15 protein-coding genes and 1 pseudogene are annotated in these 16,713 nt (G+C 73.9%); 8 read left to right on the top strand and 8 right to left on the bottom strand.

Annotated elements, in window-relative coordinates:
- Positions 1-27: 27 nt before the first annotated feature.
- The 3 genes from AC07B0_RS09280 (at position 28) to hutH (ending at position 3,719) form a co-directional block, all read left to right on the top strand.
- Entirely contained in the window at positions 28-831 is an 804-nt protein-coding gene (locus AC07B0_RS09280) for an enoyl-CoA hydratase/isomerase family protein (protein WP_356871122.1), read from the top strand.
- Between the two features lie 131 nt (positions 832-962).
- Positions 963-2,078 (top strand): GGDEF domain-containing protein, encoded by a 1,116-nt coding sequence (locus AC07B0_RS09275; RefSeq protein ID WP_478897454.1) that lies wholly within the window; start codon positions 963-965, stop codon positions 2,076-2,078.
- A 99-nt stretch (positions 2,079-2,177) separates the two neighbouring features.
- Positions 2,178-3,719, top strand: coding sequence for a histidine ammonia-lyase (gene hutH, locus AC07B0_RS09270; protein WP_467290700.1), 1,542 nt, complete (start codon positions 2,178-2,180; stop codon positions 3,717-3,719).
- A gap of 88 nt (positions 3,720-3,807) precedes the next feature.
- Here hutH and AC07B0_RS09265 read toward each other — a convergent pair.
- A pseudogene (locus AC07B0_RS09265) lies at positions 3,808-3,924 on the bottom strand (LPXTG cell wall anchor domain-containing protein); the annotation flags it as partial.
- A gap of 520 nt (positions 3,925-4,444) precedes the next feature.
- On the opposite strand from AC07B0_RS09265, the gene AC07B0_RS09260 reads away from it, so the two are divergent.
- The 3 genes from AC07B0_RS09260 (at position 4,445) to AC07B0_RS09250 (ending at position 7,225) form a co-directional block, all read left to right on the top strand.
- Positions 4,445-4,729: a hypothetical protein gene (locus tag AC07B0_RS09260; protein WP_356880614.1), complete on the top strand. Its 285-nt coding sequence runs from the start codon at positions 4,445-4,447 to the stop codon at positions 4,727-4,729.
- Positions 4,730-4,888: 159 nt separating this feature from the next.
- Complete coding sequence (locus AC07B0_RS09255) at positions 4,889-6,133, top strand: L,D-transpeptidase (protein WP_356880618.1); 1,245 nt, start codon at positions 4,889-4,891, stop codon at positions 6,131-6,133.
- A 120-nt stretch (positions 6,134-6,253) separates the two neighbouring features.
- Positions 6,254-7,225, top strand: coding sequence for a GNAT family N-acetyltransferase (locus tag AC07B0_RS09250; RefSeq protein WP_356880612.1), 972 nt, complete (start codon positions 6,254-6,256; stop codon positions 7,223-7,225).
- 87 nt (positions 7,226-7,312) lie between these two features.
- Here AC07B0_RS09250 and AC07B0_RS09245 read toward each other — a convergent pair whose 3' ends face one another.
- On the bottom strand, positions 7,313-8,203 hold the full coding sequence (locus AC07B0_RS09245; protein ID WP_467290024.1) for a helix-turn-helix domain-containing protein: 891 nt from the start codon (positions 8,201-8,203) through the stop codon (positions 7,313-7,315).
- A gap of 209 nt (positions 8,204-8,412) precedes the next feature.
- Here AC07B0_RS09245 and AC07B0_RS09240 point away from each other — a divergent pair, with 209 nt between their 5' ends.
- Positions 8,413-9,459, top strand: a complete 1,047-nt coding sequence (locus AC07B0_RS09240; RefSeq protein WP_356880608.1) for an NAD(P)-dependent alcohol dehydrogenase — start codon at positions 8,413-8,415, stop codon at positions 9,457-9,459.
- A 55-nt stretch (positions 9,460-9,514) separates the two neighbouring features.
- On the opposite strand, the gene AC07B0_RS09235 is transcribed toward AC07B0_RS09240, so the two are convergent.
- Together AC07B0_RS09235 and AC07B0_RS09230 are read right to left on the bottom strand one after the other, a co-directional pair.
- Entirely contained in the window at positions 9,515-9,859 is a 345-nt protein-coding gene (locus AC07B0_RS09235; protein WP_478897451.1) for a MerR family transcriptional regulator, read from the bottom strand.
- 12 nt (positions 9,860-9,871) lie between these two features.
- Positions 9,872-10,681, bottom strand: coding sequence for an SDR family NAD(P)-dependent oxidoreductase (locus tag AC07B0_RS09230; RefSeq protein ID WP_478897449.1), 810 nt, complete (start codon positions 10,679-10,681; stop codon positions 9,872-9,874).
- 148 nt (positions 10,682-10,829) lie between these two features.
- Between AC07B0_RS09230 and AC07B0_RS09225 the strand changes: the two genes are divergently transcribed.
- The gene (locus tag AC07B0_RS09225; protein ID WP_478897447.1) at positions 10,830-13,004 is read left to right on the top strand and encodes a sulfatase family protein; all 2,175 of its coding nucleotides are present in this window, start codon (positions 10,830-10,832) and stop codon (positions 13,002-13,004) included.
- A gap of 9 nt (positions 13,005-13,013) precedes the next feature.
- Here the strand turns inward: AC07B0_RS09225 and AC07B0_RS09220 are convergent, their stop codons facing one another.
- The 4 genes from AC07B0_RS09220 to AC07B0_RS09205 all read right to left on the bottom strand — a co-directional run bounded on the left by AC07B0_RS09220 (position 13,014) and on the right by AC07B0_RS09205 (position 16,651).
- A complete protein-coding gene (locus AC07B0_RS09220) occupies positions 13,014-13,154 on the bottom strand; it encodes a hypothetical protein (protein ID WP_478897445.1) in 141 nt (46 codons plus the stop codon).
- Complete coding sequence (gene msrA, locus AC07B0_RS09215; protein WP_478897443.1) at positions 13,151-13,819, bottom strand: peptide-methionine (S)-S-oxide reductase MsrA; 669 nt, start codon at positions 13,817-13,819, stop codon at positions 13,151-13,153. The genes AC07B0_RS09220 and msrA overlap by 4 nt, the downstream gene beginning before the upstream one ends.
- Before the next feature lie 76 nt (positions 13,820-13,895).
- A complete protein-coding gene (locus AC07B0_RS09210) occupies positions 13,896-15,056 on the bottom strand; it encodes a hypothetical protein (RefSeq protein WP_478897441.1) in 1,161 nt (386 codons plus the stop codon).
- Entirely contained in the window at positions 15,053-16,651 is a 1,599-nt protein-coding gene (locus AC07B0_RS09205) for a M48 family metallopeptidase (protein WP_478897439.1), read from the bottom strand. Before AC07B0_RS09205 ends, AC07B0_RS09210 begins: the two co-directional genes overlap by 4 nt.
- Positions 16,652-16,713 lie beyond the last annotated feature (62 nt).

Here is a 16,713-nt window from a genome sequence, read left to right as displayed (position 1 = left end):
TTCGTTAACCGGGAGGGTGGCGTGGCTGTGGACGAGGTCCGGTACGGGGAGTTCGTCGCGGTGCGGCGCCATGGCGACGGCGGCGTGGTCGCCGAGCTGGTGCTGGACCGGCCCAAGGCGATGAACGCCGTCTCGACGGAGATGGCCCGGTCGATCGGGGCCGCGTGCGCGGCGCTGGCCGCCGACGCCTCCGTACGGGTCGTGGTGCTGTCCTCGACGCACGAGCGGGCGTTCTGCGTGGGCGCCGACCTCAAGGAGCGCAACTCGCTGTCGGACGCCGAGCTGGTGCGGCAGCGGCCGACCACGCGCGGGGCGTACGGGGGCGTGCTGGAACTGCCGGTGCCCACGGTCGCGGCGGTGCACGGCTTCGCGCTCGGCGGCGGCTTCGAGCTGGCGCTGGCCTGCGACGTGATCGTGGCCGACGAGACGGCGGTGGTCGGCCTGCCCGAGGTGTCGGTCGGCGTGATCCCGGGCGGTGGCGGTACGCAGCTGCTGCCGCGCCGGGTCGGGGCGGCGCGGGCCGCCGAGCTGATCTTCACGGCGCGCCGGGTCGAGGCCGCGGAGGCCCTCGCCCTGGGGCTGGTCGACTCGCTGGCTCCGGCCGGTGAGGACCGTACGCGGGCCCTGGAGCTGGCCGCGCGGATGGCGGCGAACTCCCCGGTCGGGCTGCGCGCGGCCAAGCGGGCCCTGCGGCTGGGGCACGGCATGGACCTGGCGGCCGGGCTGGAGATCGAGGACGCCGCCTGGCGCACGGTCGCCTTCTCCGGGGACCGGGCCGAGGGCGTGGCGGCGTTCAACGAGAAGCGCAAGCCGGAGTGGCCCGGGCAGTGAGGCCGCGTCGCCGGAGTCGTGCCTGCCCGGCGCCGGCGGGGACGGGTGGCGCGGTCACGGTTCGTGGCCGCGTGCCACCGAATGCCGCACCAGCCATCACCGATTCGGACAAAACTCCCTAATCTGGGGTGATGGGAGTTGACGGGCGGCTGCGAGCCGTCGTGGGCCTCGCGCAGGCCATGGCGGCCGCCTGCGCGCCGCGGGACAGCGTCCGGGCGGCCGCGCGCGGGGCGCGCCTGGCGATGGACGGCTCCTTCGCCGCGATCTCCGCCTGGGAGCGCGAGCGGGGCCGGCTGCGGGTCCTCGTGAACGAGGGGGAGCGGCGGGCCGGCGAGGAGGAGTTCCCCGAGGACGAGTCCTACCCCGTGCACGACTTCCCGGAGATCACCGAGTTCCTCCACGAACGCTGGGCCGGCGGCGGCGGACCCCACGCCTGGGTCGAGAGCGCCGTCGGCAGCCGCCCCGGGTGGCGGGGCGAGGCCCTGCGCCGCCGCGGGCGCGGGACCTGCGTGGTCGCTCCGGTCGTGCTCAGCGGCCGCGCCTGGGGGGAGCTGTACGTCGCCCGGGACGAGGGGCTGCCCGACTTCGACGAGGACGACGCCGAGTTCGCGACCGTGCTCGCGGCCGTCGTCGCCGCCGGGCTCGCGCAGAACGAACGCCTCGAAGAGGCGCGGCGGCTCGCCTTCACCGACCCCCTCACCGGGCTCGCCAACCGGCGGGCCGTGGACATGCGCCTCGACGAGGCCCTGGAGGAGCACCGCCGGACCGCGGCCGTCGTCAGCCTCGTCGTGTGCGACCTCAACGGGCTCAAGAAGGTCAACGACACCCTCGGCCACGCCATGGGCGACCGGCTGCTGGAACGGTTCGGGTCCGTCCTGAGCCTGTGCGGGGCCATGCTGGCCGGGACCCTGGTGGCGCGCCTGGGCGGGGACGAGTTCTGCCTCGTCAGCGTCGGGCCGTCCGCCGACGAGGTCGTCCGCGTCACCGAGGAGGTGTGCCGGCGGGCCGCCGCCCTCGAACTCGGGGAGGGCGTGGCCTGCGGGGTCGCCTCCACCGGGGACCCCATCGGGCTCGTGAAGTCCTCGCGGCGGCTGTTCCGGCTCGCCGACGCCGCCCAGTACAAGGCCAAGGCCGCCCGCTCGCCGCTGCCCGTCGTCGCGGGACGCGACACCGCCGTGGTGCGGCTCGCCGACGCGGCCGCCCGGGAGGAGCCGGGGGAGCGGCGGCGCTTCCGCGGCAGGGGCTGAGGCCGACGGGGCGAAGTAAGGGGTGGTCGTGGGGCTTGATCGTGACGAACTCGGCTAGTGACATGAAGGGATTCAGTCCGTAGGGTGCTGAATATGGATATGCACACTGTCGTGGTGGGGACGTCCGGGACCACCGCCGAGGACGTCATCGCCGTCGCCCGCGGCAACGCGCGGGTCGAGCTGTCCGGCGAGGCGCTCGACGCCCTCGGCCGCGCCCGCGAGATCGTCGACGCGCTGGCCGCCAAGCCCGAGCCCGTCTACGGGGTCTCCACCGGATTCGGCGCCCTCGCCTCCCGGCACATCAGCCCCGAGCTGCGCGCGCAGCTCCAGCGCAACATCGTCCGCTCGCACGCCGCCGGCATGGGCCCGCGCGTCGAGCGCGAGGTCGTGCGCGCCCTGATGTTCCTGCGGCTGAAGACCGTGGCCTCCGGGCACACGGGCGTGCGGCCCTCGGTCGCCCAGACCATGGCCGACGTGCTGAACGCCGGGATCACCCCCGTCGTCCACGAGTACGGCTCCCTCGGCTGCTCCGGCGACCTCGCGCCGCTCTCCCACTGCGCGCTCGCGCTCATGGGCGAGGGCGACGCCGAGGGCCCCGACGGCACCGTCCGCCCGGCGGGCGAGCTGCTCGCCGAAGCCGGGATCGAGCCGGTGGAGCTCCGCGAGAAGGAGGGCCTCGCCCTCCTCAACGGGACCGACGGCATGCTCGGCATGCTGGTCATGGCCCTCGCCGACCTCGGCACGCTCTACACCTCCGCCGACATCACGGCCGCCCTCACCCTGGAGGCGCTGCTCGGCACGGAGAAGGTGCTCCAGCCCGAGCTGCACGCCATCCGCCCGCACCCCGGCCAGGGCGCCTCCGCCGCCAACATGGCCGCCGTGCTCAACGGCTCCGGCCTGACCGGGCACTTCCAGGAGGAGTCCGCCCCGCGCGTCCAGGACGCCTACTCGGTGCGCTGCGCCCCGCAGGTCGCGGGCGCCGGCCGGGACACCATGGCGCACGCCGCCCTGGTCGCCTCCCGCGAGCTGGCCGCCGCCGTCGACAACCCGGTGGTCCTGCCCGACGGGCGCGTGGAATCCAACGGCAACTTCCACGGGGCCCCGGTCGCGTACGTACTGGACTTCCTGGCCATCGCCGCCGCCGACCTCGGCTCCATCGCCGAGCGGCGCACCGACCGGCTGCTCGACAAGAACCGCAGCCACGGCCTGCCGCCGTTCCTCGCGGACGACGCCGGCGTGGACTCCGGTCTGATGATCGCCCAGTACACGCAGGCCGCCCTGGTCAGCGAGATGAAGCGGCTCGCGGTTCCGGCGTCCGCCGACTCGATCCCCTCCTCGGCCATGCAGGAGGACCACGTCTCCATGGGCTGGTCGGCCGCGCGCAAGCTGCGCACGGCGATCGACAACCTGACCCGGATCATCGCGATCGAGCTGTACGCGGCCACCCGGGCCATCGAACTGCGCCACGGCCTGACCCCGGCGCCGGCCAGCCGGGCCGCCATCGAGGCGACGCGCGCGGCGGGCGTGCAGGGTCCCGGGCCGGATCGTTTCCTCGCCCCCGACCTGGCCGCCGCCGACGCCTTCGTCCGCGCGGGCGGCCTCGTCGCGGCGGTGGAGCCGGTGACGGGTCCCCTCGCCTGACGGGCCCCGGCCAGAAGTGAAGGGCCGTGCCCCGGGGAGTGATCCCCGGGGCACGGCCCTTCTTCCTGTCTGTGGGTTTCCTGCGCTGCTACAGGGCGCGGGAGCGGCGTACGGAGAAGGCGACGAACCCGGCGCCGAGGCCCAGGCAGAGGGTGCCGCCCATGACGTAGGGGGTGGTGTCCGTACTGCCGGTGTCGGCGAGGGACAGGGTGACGGTGGCTCCGTCGGAGCCAGAGTCGGAGGCGGAGTCCGACGCGGAGTCCGATGCGGAGCCGGAACCGGAATCTGAACCGGAACCGGCGTCGGGTTCCGTGGCACCGCCGTTCACGGTGCCGGTGTTGGCGGAGTCGGGGGGGGGGGGGGGGCCCGCCGGGGGGGGGCCCGGGGGGGGGGGGGGGGGCCCCGGGGGGCCCGGGGGCGGGGGGGGGGGGGGGGGGGGGCGCGGGCGGCCCCCGACGGGTGGTGCCCCGGAGCGGTGGCGTTCGCCGACGGGACGAACCACAGGGCGGCGAGGAGGGTGGTCGCTCCGAGAGCGGTGAGCAGCGGTCGACGTGCGGACACGGGGCGATCCCCCTTGCGGAAGCAGCGAATTGGCCGTGTGCGCAGATGCTAGTGAAAGGGGCGGGTCGTGGGAAAGTCGAGGCTGTCGCGGGCTTACTCTCCGTCGTATGAACCCTTCTGAGACATCACGATTTGTACGACTTCGAGTTGATTTGGTACTTGAGGTGTCCGACTCCGAGGCGCTGATCGGGGCGGCGCTCGGGCACATCAAGGCCGACGAGTTCATGCCGGACGAGGAGCGCGGCCACGCCGAAACCGCCGTCCGGCAGGACGAATCGGAGGCGCTGGCCTACCTGGTGGACCCCACCGACCTGGTCGCGGAGCTGCCCGGAGTCGAGCTGGCGCAGGCCTCCTGGAGCAGCGAACCCGTCGAATACGACCCCGAGTCCTTGGAGTGGGACCTCGACGAGGAAGATGGTGACTTCGAGGAAGAGGCGGACAACGCCTGACCGTGGGGTTGCACACATTCGAACGGAGTGTGGAACCGAACCGCGTCGTTAACGCGTTGTCAGGACGAGCAGGGGGTCATGCCCCCTGCCCGGCCCAATCCCGGGAATGCAGCCTCGGGGTTTCCGGCAACGATGGAGTGACGTGTGAGGACGTACAGCATGCGGCGGAGAAGGTCCCTGGTGGCCGTATCCGCCGTGCTCGGTGGCGTACTGATGCTCTCGGCCTGCAACGACGGGGGTAGCGAGAAGCCTCAGGGCAGCGCGGAGACGGGCAAGGCGCAGGCGGATGTCGACGCGGCGGCGGCCAAGGACGCCTCCAAGGCGAAGATAGCCATCACGCCCAAGGACGGTTCCACCAACATAGGTCTGACCGACGCGGCGAACGTCACCGTCAGCGACGGCAAGCTGACCCAGGTCGAGCTGAAGAGCTCCGAGGGCGCCGTCGTGGCGGGCAAGATAGCCGCCGACGGGAAGAGCTGGAAGCCGGACGGAGCGCTCAAGCGCTCCACGAAGTACGCCCTGGCGGCGACCGCGAAGGACGAGGCCGGGCGCGAGGCGCACGAGAACGCCTCGTTCACCACCCTCTCCCCGGAGAACAGCTTCGTCGGCTCGTTCGTCCCGGACGAGGGCCAGACGGTCGGCGTGGGCATGCCGGTCTCGATCACCTTCAACAAGCCGATCAAGGACCAGAAGGCGGTCCAGGCGGCGATCTCGGTCAGCTCCAGCAGCGGCCAGGAGGTCGTCGGCCACTGGTTCGGCAACCAGCGCCTGGACTTCCGCCCGGAGAAGTACTGGCAGGCGAACTCCACGGTCACCCTGAAGCTCGCGCTCCAGGGCGTGCAGGGCGCGCCCGGCATCCAGGGCGTGCAGAACAAGACCGTCACCTTCAAGATCGGCCGGAGCCAGGTCTCCACCGTCGACGTGAAGGCGAAGACGATGACGGTCTCCCGCGACGGCGCGGTCCTCAAGACCATCCCGATCTCGGCCGGTTCCCCGGAGAACCCCACGTACAACGGCCAGATGGTGATCTCCGAGAAGTTCAAGGAGACCCGGATGGACGGTGCCACCGTCGGCTTCAAGGGCAACGACGGCAAGGGCGAGTACGACATCAAGGACGTCCCGCACGCGATGCGGCTGTCCACCTCCGGAACCTTCATCCACGGCAACTACTGGGGATCGGACTCGATCTTCGGCAAGAGCAACACCAGCCACGGCTGTGTCGGTCTGAACGACGCCAAGGGTGCCAACGACCCGAACCAGCCCGGCGCGTGGTTCTTCGACAACTCGCTGATCGGCGACGTGGTCACCGTGGTGAACTCCCCGGACAAGACCATCAAGCCGGACAACGGCCTCAACGGCTGGAACATGGACTGGGCGGAGTGGAAGGCCGGCTCGGCCTCCTGACGGCCCGCGCCACCACCAGTTGAACCCCGGACGGCGGGGAGCCCGGCAAGGGCTCCCCGCCGTCCGCGCGTTCGGGGCCGGGCGGGCGGGACCGTGACGGCACGGCCTAAGGTCGGGAACATGACGAAGATCGACGTGCTGGCCGTGCCCCCGACCGACGAAGACGTGGACACGTGGTGGGCGGTGCAGGTCGCCGCCCACGCAGCCGACGCCGCCGCACTGCCCGGCGTACCCGCCCCCACCCGGCTGGAGGCCGCCGGGCGGCTGCGCGTACCGCCGGCCCGCGGCCGGTTCCTCCACTGCGCCGAGGCCGACGGCGAGGGCCACGCCGCCCTGCTGCTGTTCACGGAGGAGGGCAACACCCACACCGCCTTCCTCGACGAGCTGACGGTCCGCCCCGACGCCCGCCGCCGCGGCGTCGGCACCGCCCTGTGGGAGCGGGTCCGCGCCGAGCTGATCGCCGACGGCCGGACCTCCGTGTCCACCGGAGCCGACCTCGGCGGCCCCGGGCAGGCCTTCCTGGAGTCCCTCGGCTTCGAGAACGTCCTCCCGATGGCCTGGTACGTCCAGGAACTCGCGGAGGCGACGGAAGCGGAGGCCCCGGACGTCGCCGGGTACGAGCTCCTCACCTGGTCGGGCCTGGTCCCCGACGCCTGGGCCCCGGCCGCCGCCGTGGCCCACGGGGCGATGGAGGAGGCCCCCAGCGGGGATTCCGACGAACGGTTCACGGCTTGGACCCCGGAGCGGGTGCACGCCGCACAGCGGCTCGTCCTGGACCGCGGCGGCAAGATGCTGATGGTCGCGGCCGTCACCCCCGCCGGGGAGATCGCCGCCTACACCGCGCTGGTCCTCCCGGACCCGGACGGGCCGCGCGCCCTCCAGTACGACACCGTCGTCGTACCGGGCCACCGGGGCCGCGGCCTGGGCCGCGCGGTCAAGCTCCGCATGCGGGCGGAAGTCGCGGCACGGCACCCCGGGCTGCGCCGGATCGGTACGACCGTCGCCGACGGGAACGGCCCGATGCTCGCCGTGAACGAGGCCCTGGGCTACCGGCGCGAGCGCGGCGCGGCGATCTTCCAGCTCCAGCTCTGACCCGGGACGACGGACCGCAGACGTCGGACCCGGGACGACGGGCCGCAGACGACTCGGACCGGGGACGACGGGTGGTGCGCCCGCGCCTCAGGCCGGCTCTTCCGCGCGGGCGGCCGGCGCCTCCGTCGGGGCCGGCGCCGACCAGGACGACAGCAGCCGCAGGGCGTCCGCCGAGGGGGAGCCCGGCACGGCGTGGTAGGTCACCAGGAATTGCGCCGGGTCGTCGGGCAGCGCCAGCGTCTCGAAGGGCAGCACCAGCTCGCCCACCAGCGGGTGGCGCAGCCGCTTCACCCCGTGCGTCTTCTTGTCCGCCACCGTGTGCGCCGCCCACAGCCTGCGGAACTCCTCGCTCTTCACGGACAGTTCCCCGACCAGCACCGACAGCTGCTCGTCGTCGGGGAACTGGCCCGCGTACATGCGCAGGTTGCTGACGACCTCGCAGGCCCGGCACTCCCACTCCGCGTACAGCTCGGCCGTCGCCGGGTCCAGGAACACCATCCGCACCAGGTTCCGCTCCGCCGCCGGCAGCGCCCCGAAGTCCCCGAAGACGGCCGCCCCGAGCCGGTTCCAGCCGATGACGTCCTGCCGCCGCCCCACCAGGTACGCCGGTACGCCCTCCATCGCCTCCATCAGGCCGCGCAGCTCCGGGCGGACCCGCTGCGGGCGCCGGGACCGGCTGCGGCCGCGGGTGCGGGGGCTCGCCAGGTGCGTCAGGTGCGCCGACTCCGTGGCGTCCAGCCGCAGCGCCCGCGCGATGGAGTCCAGGACCTCCGCCGACACGTTGTGGCCGTGGCCCTGCTCCAGGCGCGTGTAGTACGCCACTGACACCCCGGCCAGCTGCGCCAGCTCCTCGCGGCGCAGCCCCGGGACCCGGCGGTGGCGCCCGTAGTCGGGCAGGCCCACGTCCTCGGGGCGCAGCCGGGCCCGGCGGGTGCGCAGGAACTCGCCCAGTTCGGCTCGCTGATCAAGCTGGTCCATACCACCAGTATCCCCGTGCGGGGTGCGCGCTGCGGGGGTCATCCTGACCCCGCCAAGGGTAGGTCCGGCAGTCCTAGGCACAGCAGGGGTCTGGGTGGGCCGCGCGGACCGGGGCAAGGTGGAAGTACCGCAGCACCGGATGCCGGCCCCCCGGCGTCGCCCACCGTGCGACGTCACCGCCGGCGTCCTCGTCAGAGGAGATCACCCCCATGTCCGTCACCCAGGTCCCCGCCTACGCCGCCCCCGCCGCCAAGGCCCCGCTGGAGCGCGTCACCGTTCCGCGCCGCCCGGTCGGCGAACACGACGTCCTCATCGACATCAAGTACTCCGGCATCTGCCACTCCGACATCCACCAGGCCCGCGACGGCTGGGGCGAGGGCATCTTCCCGATGGTCCCGGGCCACGAGATCGCCGGGATCGTCACCGAGACCGGTGCGGGCGTGACGAAGTTCGCCGTCGGCGACCGGGTGGGCGTGGGCTGTTTCGTGGACTCCTGCCGGGAGTGCGAGTACTGCCTGCGCGGCCAGGAGCAGTACTGCGTCAAGGGCATGACCGGCACCTACAACGCCCTCGACAAGGACGGCGCGCCCACGTACGGCGGCTACTCCAGCCACATCGTCGTCGACGAGAACTACACCCTCCGCATCCCCGACGGCCTCTCCCTCGACGTCGCCGCGCCGCTGCTGTGCGCCGGCATCACCCTCTACTCCCCGCTGCGGCACTGGCAGGCCGGCCCCGGCAAGAAGGTCGCGATCGTCGGCCTCGGCGGGCTCGGCCACATGGGCGTGAAGATCGCCTCCGCCCTCGGCGCCGAGGTCACCGTCCTGTCGCAGAGCCTGCGCAAGAAGGAGGACGGCCTGAAGCTGGGCGCCTCCCACTACTACGCGACCAGCGACCCGAGCACCTTCGAGGAGCTCGCCGGCACCTTCGACCTCATCGTGTCCACGGTCTCCGCGCCGCTCGGCCTCGACCGCTACCTCGCCCTGCTGAAGGTCGACGGAGCGCTGGTGAACGTCGGCGCGCCGGAGGAGCCGGTCGAGCTGAACCTGTTCTCCGTCATCGGCGGCCGCAAGACCCTCGCCGGGTCGATGATCGGCGGCATCCCCGAGACCCAGGAGATGCTCGACTTCTGCGCCGAGCACGGGCTGGGCGCAGAGATCGAGCTGATCGGCGCCGACCAGATCAACGAGGCCTACGAGCGGGTCCTGTCCAGCGACGTCCGCTACCGCTTCGTGATCGACGCGGCGACGATCTGACCCCGACGGGGTGACCGGGGGCGGTCCTGCGGGTCCAGGGGCCGGCGGGCCGCCCTCAGAGCGCTCCCAGGGCCCTGCGGAGCCGGTCGCGCGCGGCCGTCTGCGCGGCGATCCGGGCCTCCAGGACGGCGAGCCGTTCCCGGGCCACCGCCAGCCCCTTCGGGGAGGGCGGCGCGGCGGCCACGTCCCCGTCCAGGCAGGGCAGGAACACCTCCACGTCGGCGAGGGTGAGCCCCGCGTCGAGCAGGGTGCGGATGTTGCGGACCCGTACGACGGCCGTGGCCCCGTAGACGCGGTAGCCGTTGGCGGCCCGCTCCGACGAGATCAGCCCGGCCCGCTCGTAGTGGCGCAGGGCGCGGGCGCTGGTCCCCGTCGCCGCGGCGAGTTCCCCGATGAGCACGGACCCATCGTCTCAGGCGGGCAACGCGCCCCCGTCGACCGGGAGCACGACGCCCGTCACGAACGAGGCCGCCGGATCGGCGAGCCGGCACACCGCCCAGGCGACCTCCTCCGGCCGTCCCACCCGCCCCAGCGGAGTGCGCGCCACCTGCCAGGCCCTTACCTGGGCGGCCCGCTCCGCGCTCAGCCCCTGGTGCGCGGCGATCGGCGTCTCCACGGCGCCCGGAGCGACCGCGACGACCCGGACGCCGCGCGGGGCGAGCTCCACCGCCCAGCTGCGGGTGAGGCTGTCGAGGGCCGCCTTGGTCGCGGCGTAGACCGAGTTCCCGGGCCAGCCCCGCTGCCCGACGGCGGTGGTGACGTTGACGACGACCCCGGCCCCGGCGGCCTCCAGGGCGGGCAGTGCGGCCCGGGTGAGCAGGACGGGCGCGACGAGGTTGGTGCCCAGCTGGTCGGTGACGTCCCCGTCCGCGAGGCCGTCCAGGGGGCCGCTGCGCACGATCCCCGCGTTGTTCACGAGCACGTCCAGACGCCCGTGGGAGTCCAGGACCTCCCGTACGAGCCGCTCCGGCCCGCCCGGCGCGGCCACGTCCCCCGTCAGGGGGTGGATCCCGGGGTGTCCGGCGGCGGTGTCGGCAAGGGGTCCGGGGCGCCTGCCGACGACGACCACCCGGTGGCCGTCCGCGGCGAAGGCCCGGGCGGTGGCGCGGCCGATGCCGGTGCCGCCGCCGGTGACGAGGACGACGCGCCGGCGGGTGGCGTCGGTGACGGCCGTGGTGCTGTGCGGGGCGCGGGTGGTGTGCGTGGTGTGTGTGGTGTTCATGGGGTCAGGCAACAACCCTGACACCAGGGGCAAGGTCAAGCGGGCCCGGCCCGCCGCGTCACACGTTCTTCACGCCCCGTGCATGGTCTTCGCGCGGCCCGGCTGCCGATGATCTCCTCACCGCCCCGTCGCAGCCAAGGAGTTCACCATGCCCAGCCGCCGCCACTTCCTCGCCGGATCCGCGGCCGCCGTCGGGCTGGCCGCCCTGCCCCAACTGCCCGCGTCCGCACCGGCGTCCGCCGCGGAGAGCGCCGGGGCCGCGGCGGGCTCGGCGCCCCACCTCGTGGTGATCCTGGCCGACGACCTCGGCTACGGCGACCTCGCCCCGTACGGCCAGAAGCTGATCACCACCCCGCGCATCGCCCAACTCGCCGCCGAAGGGCTGAAGTTCACCGACGCCTACGCGGCCGCCGCCGTCTGCGCCCCCTCCCGGGCGGCCCTGCTGACCGGCCTGCACACCGGGCACGCGCCGGTCCGCGCCAACCCGGGCAGCGGCGGCCAGGCCGGTCTCGGCGCCGGGGACACCACCTTCGCGGAAGTGCTCCGGGCGCGCGGCTACCGTACGGGCCTGTTCGGGAAGTGGGGCTTCGGCCCGGAGACCGCGGACCAGCCGAGCCATCCGTCGGCGCGCGGCTTCGAGGAGTTCTACGGGTACATCGACCACAGCCACGCCCACCAGTACTACCCCTCCTACCTGTGGCACAACGGCGCCAAGGAGACGGTGCCGGCGGGCACCTTCGCCCCCGGGGCGATCGCCGAACGCGCCCTCGCCTTCATCGACGAGCACGCGTCCGGACCGGACCCCTTCCTGCTCTTCCTCACCCCGAACCTGCCGCACGCGCCCAGCGAGGTCCCGGACACCACCGCGTACGCGTCGAAGCCCTGGAGCCAGTCGAACAAGGCGCACGCGGCGCAGATCAGCCTCCTCGACGCGCAGGTCGGCGCGGTCGTCGACCGGCTCCGGGCGCGCGGGATCGCCGACCGCACGGTGGTCCTGGTCGCCTCCGACAACGGCCCCCACGAGGAGGGCGGGGTGGACCCCGACCTGTTCGACGCCAACGGTCCGCTGCGCGGCTACAAGCGCAACCTCTACGAGGGCGGCGTACGGGTCCCGCTGATCGCCTGGGCCCCCGGCCGGATCGCCGCGGGCACCACCAGCGCCCGCCCCACCCCGCTCTACGACGTCCTGCCGACCCTCGCCGACCTGGCGGGCGCCCCCGCCCCCTCCGACATCGACGGCCTCTCCGCCGCCCCCGTCCTCGCCGGGGCCGCCGCGCTGGCCCCGCTCCACTCCCACCTGTACTGGTACCGGGACGAGCAGGGTGTCACCTCCCGGGCCAACGCCCAGGACGGCGGCCGGGCCAAGCGGGTCGCCGAGGCGATCCGCAAGGACCGCTGGAAGGGCGTACGGTTCGCCCCCGCACGGGACCGCAACGCCCCGGACGCGCAGTGGCAGTTCGAGCTGTACGACCTGAGCGCCGACATCGGCGAGCAGCGTGACGTGGCGGCCGCGAACCCGGCGACGGTCGCCTCGCTGACGGCGCTGCTGCGCGCGTCCTGGTCGGAGACCTACCCGCGCCGGGCCTGGGGGCTCACGGCGACCGCGGACGGGGTGAACGTGACGACCCGGCTCGCGAACGGCACCGCCAGGGCCTGGCCGGACGTCCGGGTGGAGCTCGCCGTCCCGGCGGGCTGGACGGCGACCCCGGCCGGTCCGGTGTCGGCGGCCTCCCTGGCCCCGGGCGCGTCCCTGACGACGGTGTGGAAGGTGACGTCCCCCGCGGCGGCGCCGGGCGAGGTCACGGCGTCCGCCACGACCTCCGCGTTCCGCTTCACCGCGCCCGCACGGTTCACCCCGCTCCCGGCCCCGCCCGCCCGGGACTCCTACCTCAGCGACTTGCCCTGGGTCTCCGCCGCCAACGGCTGGGGCCCCGTCGAACGGGACCGCTCCAACGGCCGCAAGGAGGCGGGCGACGGCACCCCGATCGCCTTCGGCGGCGTGACGTACGCCAAGGGCCTCGGCGTGCACGCCCCGTCGGAGGTCGTCTACCACCTGGGCGGCCGCGCGGCCCGCTTCACGGCCCTGGTCGGCATCGACGACTTCTCGAAGCAGCAGTCGTCCGCCGGCGCCACCCGCGCCGTGGTCCGCGCGGACGGCCGCACCCTGCACACCACCGCGACCCTGACGGCCGCCGGCGGACCCGCGTCCATCGACCTCGACGTCACCGGCGTCCGCCTCCTCCACCTCGTGGTGGAGGACGCCAACGGCAGTTCCGCCTTCGACCACACCTCGTGGGCCCGCGCCCACGTCACGGTGGTCTGAGCCCCTCCGTCAGTACCCCGAGGAATGGGCGGACAGCCAGGCGGTGTCCCACGGCAGGACCGGCCCGGCGGGCCTGTGGGCCTGCCAGAGCCGGGTCAGGTGCTCGTGCGCCGGGTCGGGGAGCGGGCCGGCCGCCGGCCGGCCGGTCACTCTCCGGGGGCGGCGGCGACGCCGATCGGGCAGGAGACGCCCGTGCCGCCGATGCCGCAGTAGCCGCCCGGGTTCTTGTCGAGGTACTGCTGGTGGTCCGGTTCCGCGGGCCAGAAGGGGCGCTCCGACGCGGGGAGGACGGCGGTGGTGATCTCGCCGTGCCCCGAGGCGGTCAGGACGCGCTGGTAGGCGGTGCGGGAGGCCTCGGCCGTGGCCTGCTGGGCAGGGGAGTGGGTGTAGACCGCCGAGCGGTACTGGGTGCCGACGTCGTTGCCCTGGCGGAAGCCCTGGGTGGGGTCGTGGGACTCCCAGAACAGCTTGAGGAGGGTCTCGTAGGAGACGAGCGCGGGGTCGAAGACCACGCGGACGACCTCGGTGTGCCCGGTCAGGCCGGAGCAGACCTCCTCGTAGGACGGGTTCTCGGTGAAGCCGCCCTGGTAGCCGGCCAGGGTGGTCCACACCCCGGGGGTCTGCCAGAACTTGCGCTCCGCGCCCCAGAAACACCCGAGGCCGAAGTCGGCCACTTCCAGGTGCGCGGGGTACGGGCCGGTCAGGGGGTTGCCGAGGACGGTGTGGCGCTCGGGCAGGGAGAACTGCGGCTGCGGGCGGCCCTTCAGGGCCTCCTCGCGGGTGGGCAGCTCGGGCGTGCGGCGGTACGAGAACATGGATTCCCTCCTTGTAGTCCTGACAACGGCGGGGGGCGGGCCGGGATTCCCCGCCCCCCTGCCCCCGCGCGGCGGGTCAGTCCTCCAGCTCGGTGACGCGGACCGCCCAGTTCCGTGCGTACAGGTAGCGCTCCTTCGGGTTCCCCGCGTAGTACCAGGGCATCGCGCCGATGTGGCCGTCGACGTGCCGGAACTGTTCGACGGCCTCCGCGTCCCGGTCCTGCCAGAACAGCAGGTAGGCCAGCACGTGGCGCAGCTGGACCGCCCGCGGGTCGGCCGGGTCGGCCGCCGCGAGGTCGGCGAGGGCCTCGTCGACGGCCGTGCGGATCTCCGGCCGGGGGTAGAAGTCCTCCGCCTTCAGGTCGTCCTCGTACGTCTCCTGCTCCACGTACGCGATCAGCGGCAGCAGCGACAGCAGGTCGCCGGGCGCCGCCGCGGCGGCGGCGTCGCGGGCGAAGGCGAGGGAGCGCTCGTGCGAGCCGCGCCACTTGCGCGCCCAGTACTGCATGGCGTTGGTGTGGGCGCTCAGGCCCTTCGGGTCGCGCGAGACGATCTCGGTCCACAGCCGCTCGTACCGCTCGTGCGGGTACATCAGGCCGAGCGCGACGGCCTGCTCCACCATGTACGGGACCGGGTCCGCCGGGTCGGCGAGTTCCTGGGCCGTGTGGACGGCCTTCTGGGCGCCGCGCAGCAGGTCGTGGAAGACGTCGAACTGTTCCGCGGAGGTGTGGCGGGCCCAGGCCGACCCCCGGACCTCCCACGCGACGAGGACGGCGTTGTCGGCGTGGACGGTGGCGGCGGACGGGTCCTGCGGGCGGGCGGCGCGCCAGGCCAGCAGCCAGGCGTCGTCCTCGACGGCGGCCTCGGCGAGGGCGCGGACGCGGTGCCAGCGCTCCTCCCAGTCGGTTCCGGCGGCTTCGAGGTGGGCGGCGCCCGCCTCCCAGTCCCCGGCCCGTACGGCGGCCAGGGCGGCGGTCCGTTCGGCCGGGACGGGCGCGGGGTGGTCGGTGTCGAGCCGGTCCTCCGGTACGAAGCCGAGGGCGACGACCCGCTCCGCCTCGTCGGCCTTCGCTTCGGCCTTGAGGCCTTCGGTGCGGGCGCGCAGTTCCGCTCCGGCGGCTTCGAGGCCTTCGATCTTCTCGGTCAGCTTCCTGGCCTTGCGGATCACGTAGAAGCCGCGGGCGACGTAGAGGGCGCCCGCGAGGAGCAGGGTGGCGAGGACGAGGAGGACGATCACGGGGCGAGCACCAGCTTCCGCAGCGGTTCGGTGTCGCACGGGTCGGCGACGGCCGCGTCCAGGGCGGCCTCCAGACGGTCCTCGAAGTCCCCGGCCGGGTAGCGCAGTTCGGCCGAGTCGGACCAGGACAGCTGCCAGCGGGCGGTGCCGCGGGCGGTGAGCTCGGTGGTGACGAGCTGGTTCAGGGCCCGCCGGACGGCCGGGCGGGCGAACTCGCGGGCGGCGCGGCCGGTCGCGGCGGCGGCCTGCTCGGACTTCGGGAGGCGCTCGGCGAGCCGCCAGCGCAGCTGCGGTTCGGCGTCGATCGCGTCCAGCAGCGAGGCCAGGCCGTCGCCCGCGCCCTCGGCGGCGACGGCCTCGCGGATGTCCTGCGAGCCCTGGCCGACGTAGCGGGTCATGCTCTCGTGGACCAGGTCCGCCCAGTCCAGCCGCTTGAGCGCGAGGGCCTCCGGGGTCAGGACGAGGGGCTCCAGGGCGGCCATGGCCGCGTCCGCGTCGGACAGCAGCTCCAGCGACGGGCGGGTGGCCTGGCCGGTGCGGCCGTCGTCGGGGAGGGCCTCGATACGGGCCACGCGCTCGGCGAGCGCGGGGTGGGAGTCGTACGGGGAGGCGGGCTCGTCGGAGAGCTCGGTGCGCAGCTCGTCGAGCTCCTCGGAGCGGGCGTCGAGGAGGTGGCGGAACCCGCCGAAGACCTGGCCGGGCAGGGGCAGCAGGCCGGCGTTCACGCCGAGGGTGGCGTAGGAGCCCATGTAGAAGGAGTGGGCGGACCCGAGGGCGTTGAGTTCGCGCAGCGCGGAGGCGGTGGAGCCGCGGCCCGCGACGCGGACGGCGGCCAGGTCGGCGGCGAGCTCCTGGCGGCGGGAGGCCGTGAGGGTGGCGCGCATGTAGAACTTGGCGTAGGCGGTGTAGATCCCGGCCATGGCGCGGTAGGTGATGCCGTCGCCGCTGGTGTCGACCTCCTTGGCCTTCTTGCCCTTGGCGATGCGCTTCTCGGCCTGCTTCTCCTGCCGGGCGCGTTCCTTGGCCACCTTCTTGTCGGCCCGGTCGTTGAAGTGGCCGATGGTGCGGATCAGCTGGGCGCGGCCGCGGGCGATCAGCGGGGTGAGGCGGGTGTCGAGGTTGGCGTAGTGGCCCATCTCGTGGGCGAGGACGGCGCGCAGCTGCATCTCGTCCAGACCGCTCATCAGGGGCAGGCCGAGGTAGAGGCGGCGGGTGCCGGGCAGCAGGCCCAGCATCCGGGCGTCCTCGGCGACGGCCGCGTTGACCTCGTCGATCAGCAGGATCTCGTCGGGGGCGCGGGTGCCGACCTGGGCGGCGATGTCCCGGACGGCCTGCCACAGGGCGGGTTCCTGCGCCTCGGTGACGGGGATTCCGGGCAGCGGCTCGGACTTGGGGGTGCGGAGCATGAACATGCCGCGCACGATCGGGATCGCGAGGACCACGCAGACGATGAGGATCTTGCCGGCGACGGCGCCGTGCAGCCAGGTGCCGTTGGCCCAGGCCAGGAGGCCGAGGACGGCGAGCAGGACGACGCCGAGCAGGTAGAAGCCGGCGAGCAGGACGAGCGCGCGCAGCGCGCGGAGTGAAGCGCCCATAAGGACAGGTCCCCCCAGGGGATGAAGAGGTGGTGCGGGTGGTGAAGGGTGCCGGAGACGGC

It is taken from the genome of Streptomyces sp. NPDC044704 (genome assembly GCF_056433525.1).
This window is presented reverse-complemented; position numbering and strand designations above follow the sequence as displayed.

Excerpts from the sequence above, each read along its gene's own strand:
- AC07B0_RS09255 (WP_356880618.1), top strand. The coding sequence starts at position 4,889 with ATGCGGCGGAGAAGGTCCCTGGTGGCCGTATCCGCCGTGCTCGGTGGC.
- AC07B0_RS09275 (WP_478897454.1), top strand. The coding sequence starts at position 963 with ATGGGAGTTGACGGGCGGCTGCGAGCCGTCGTGGGCCTCGCGCAGGCC.
- AC07B0_RS09230 (WP_478897449.1), bottom strand. The coding sequence starts at position 10,681 with ATGAACACCACACACACCACGCACACCACCCGCGCCCCGCACAGCACC.
- msrA (WP_478897443.1), bottom strand. The coding sequence starts at position 13,819 with ATGTTCTCGTACCGCCGCACGCCCGAGCTGCCCACCCGCGAGGAGGCC.
- AC07B0_RS09205 (WP_478897439.1), bottom strand. The coding sequence starts at position 16,651 with ATGGGCGCTTCACTCCGCGCGCTGCGCGCGCTCGTCCTGCTCGCCGGC.
- AC07B0_RS09245 (WP_467290024.1), bottom strand. The coding sequence starts at position 8,203 with ATGGACCAGCTTGATCAGCGAGCCGAACTGGGCGAGTTCCTGCGCACC.
- AC07B0_RS09225 (WP_478897447.1), top strand. The coding sequence starts at position 10,830 with ATGCCCAGCCGCCGCCACTTCCTCGCCGGATCCGCGGCCGCCGTCGGG.
- hutH (WP_467290700.1), top strand. The coding sequence starts at position 2,178 with ATGCACACTGTCGTGGTGGGGACGTCCGGGACCACCGCCGAGGACGTC.
- AC07B0_RS09240 (WP_356880608.1), top strand. The coding sequence starts at position 8,413 with ATGTCCGTCACCCAGGTCCCCGCCTACGCCGCCCCCGCCGCCAAGGCC.
- AC07B0_RS09250 (WP_356880612.1), top strand. The coding sequence starts at position 6,254 with ATGACGAAGATCGACGTGCTGGCCGTGCCCCCGACCGACGAAGACGTG.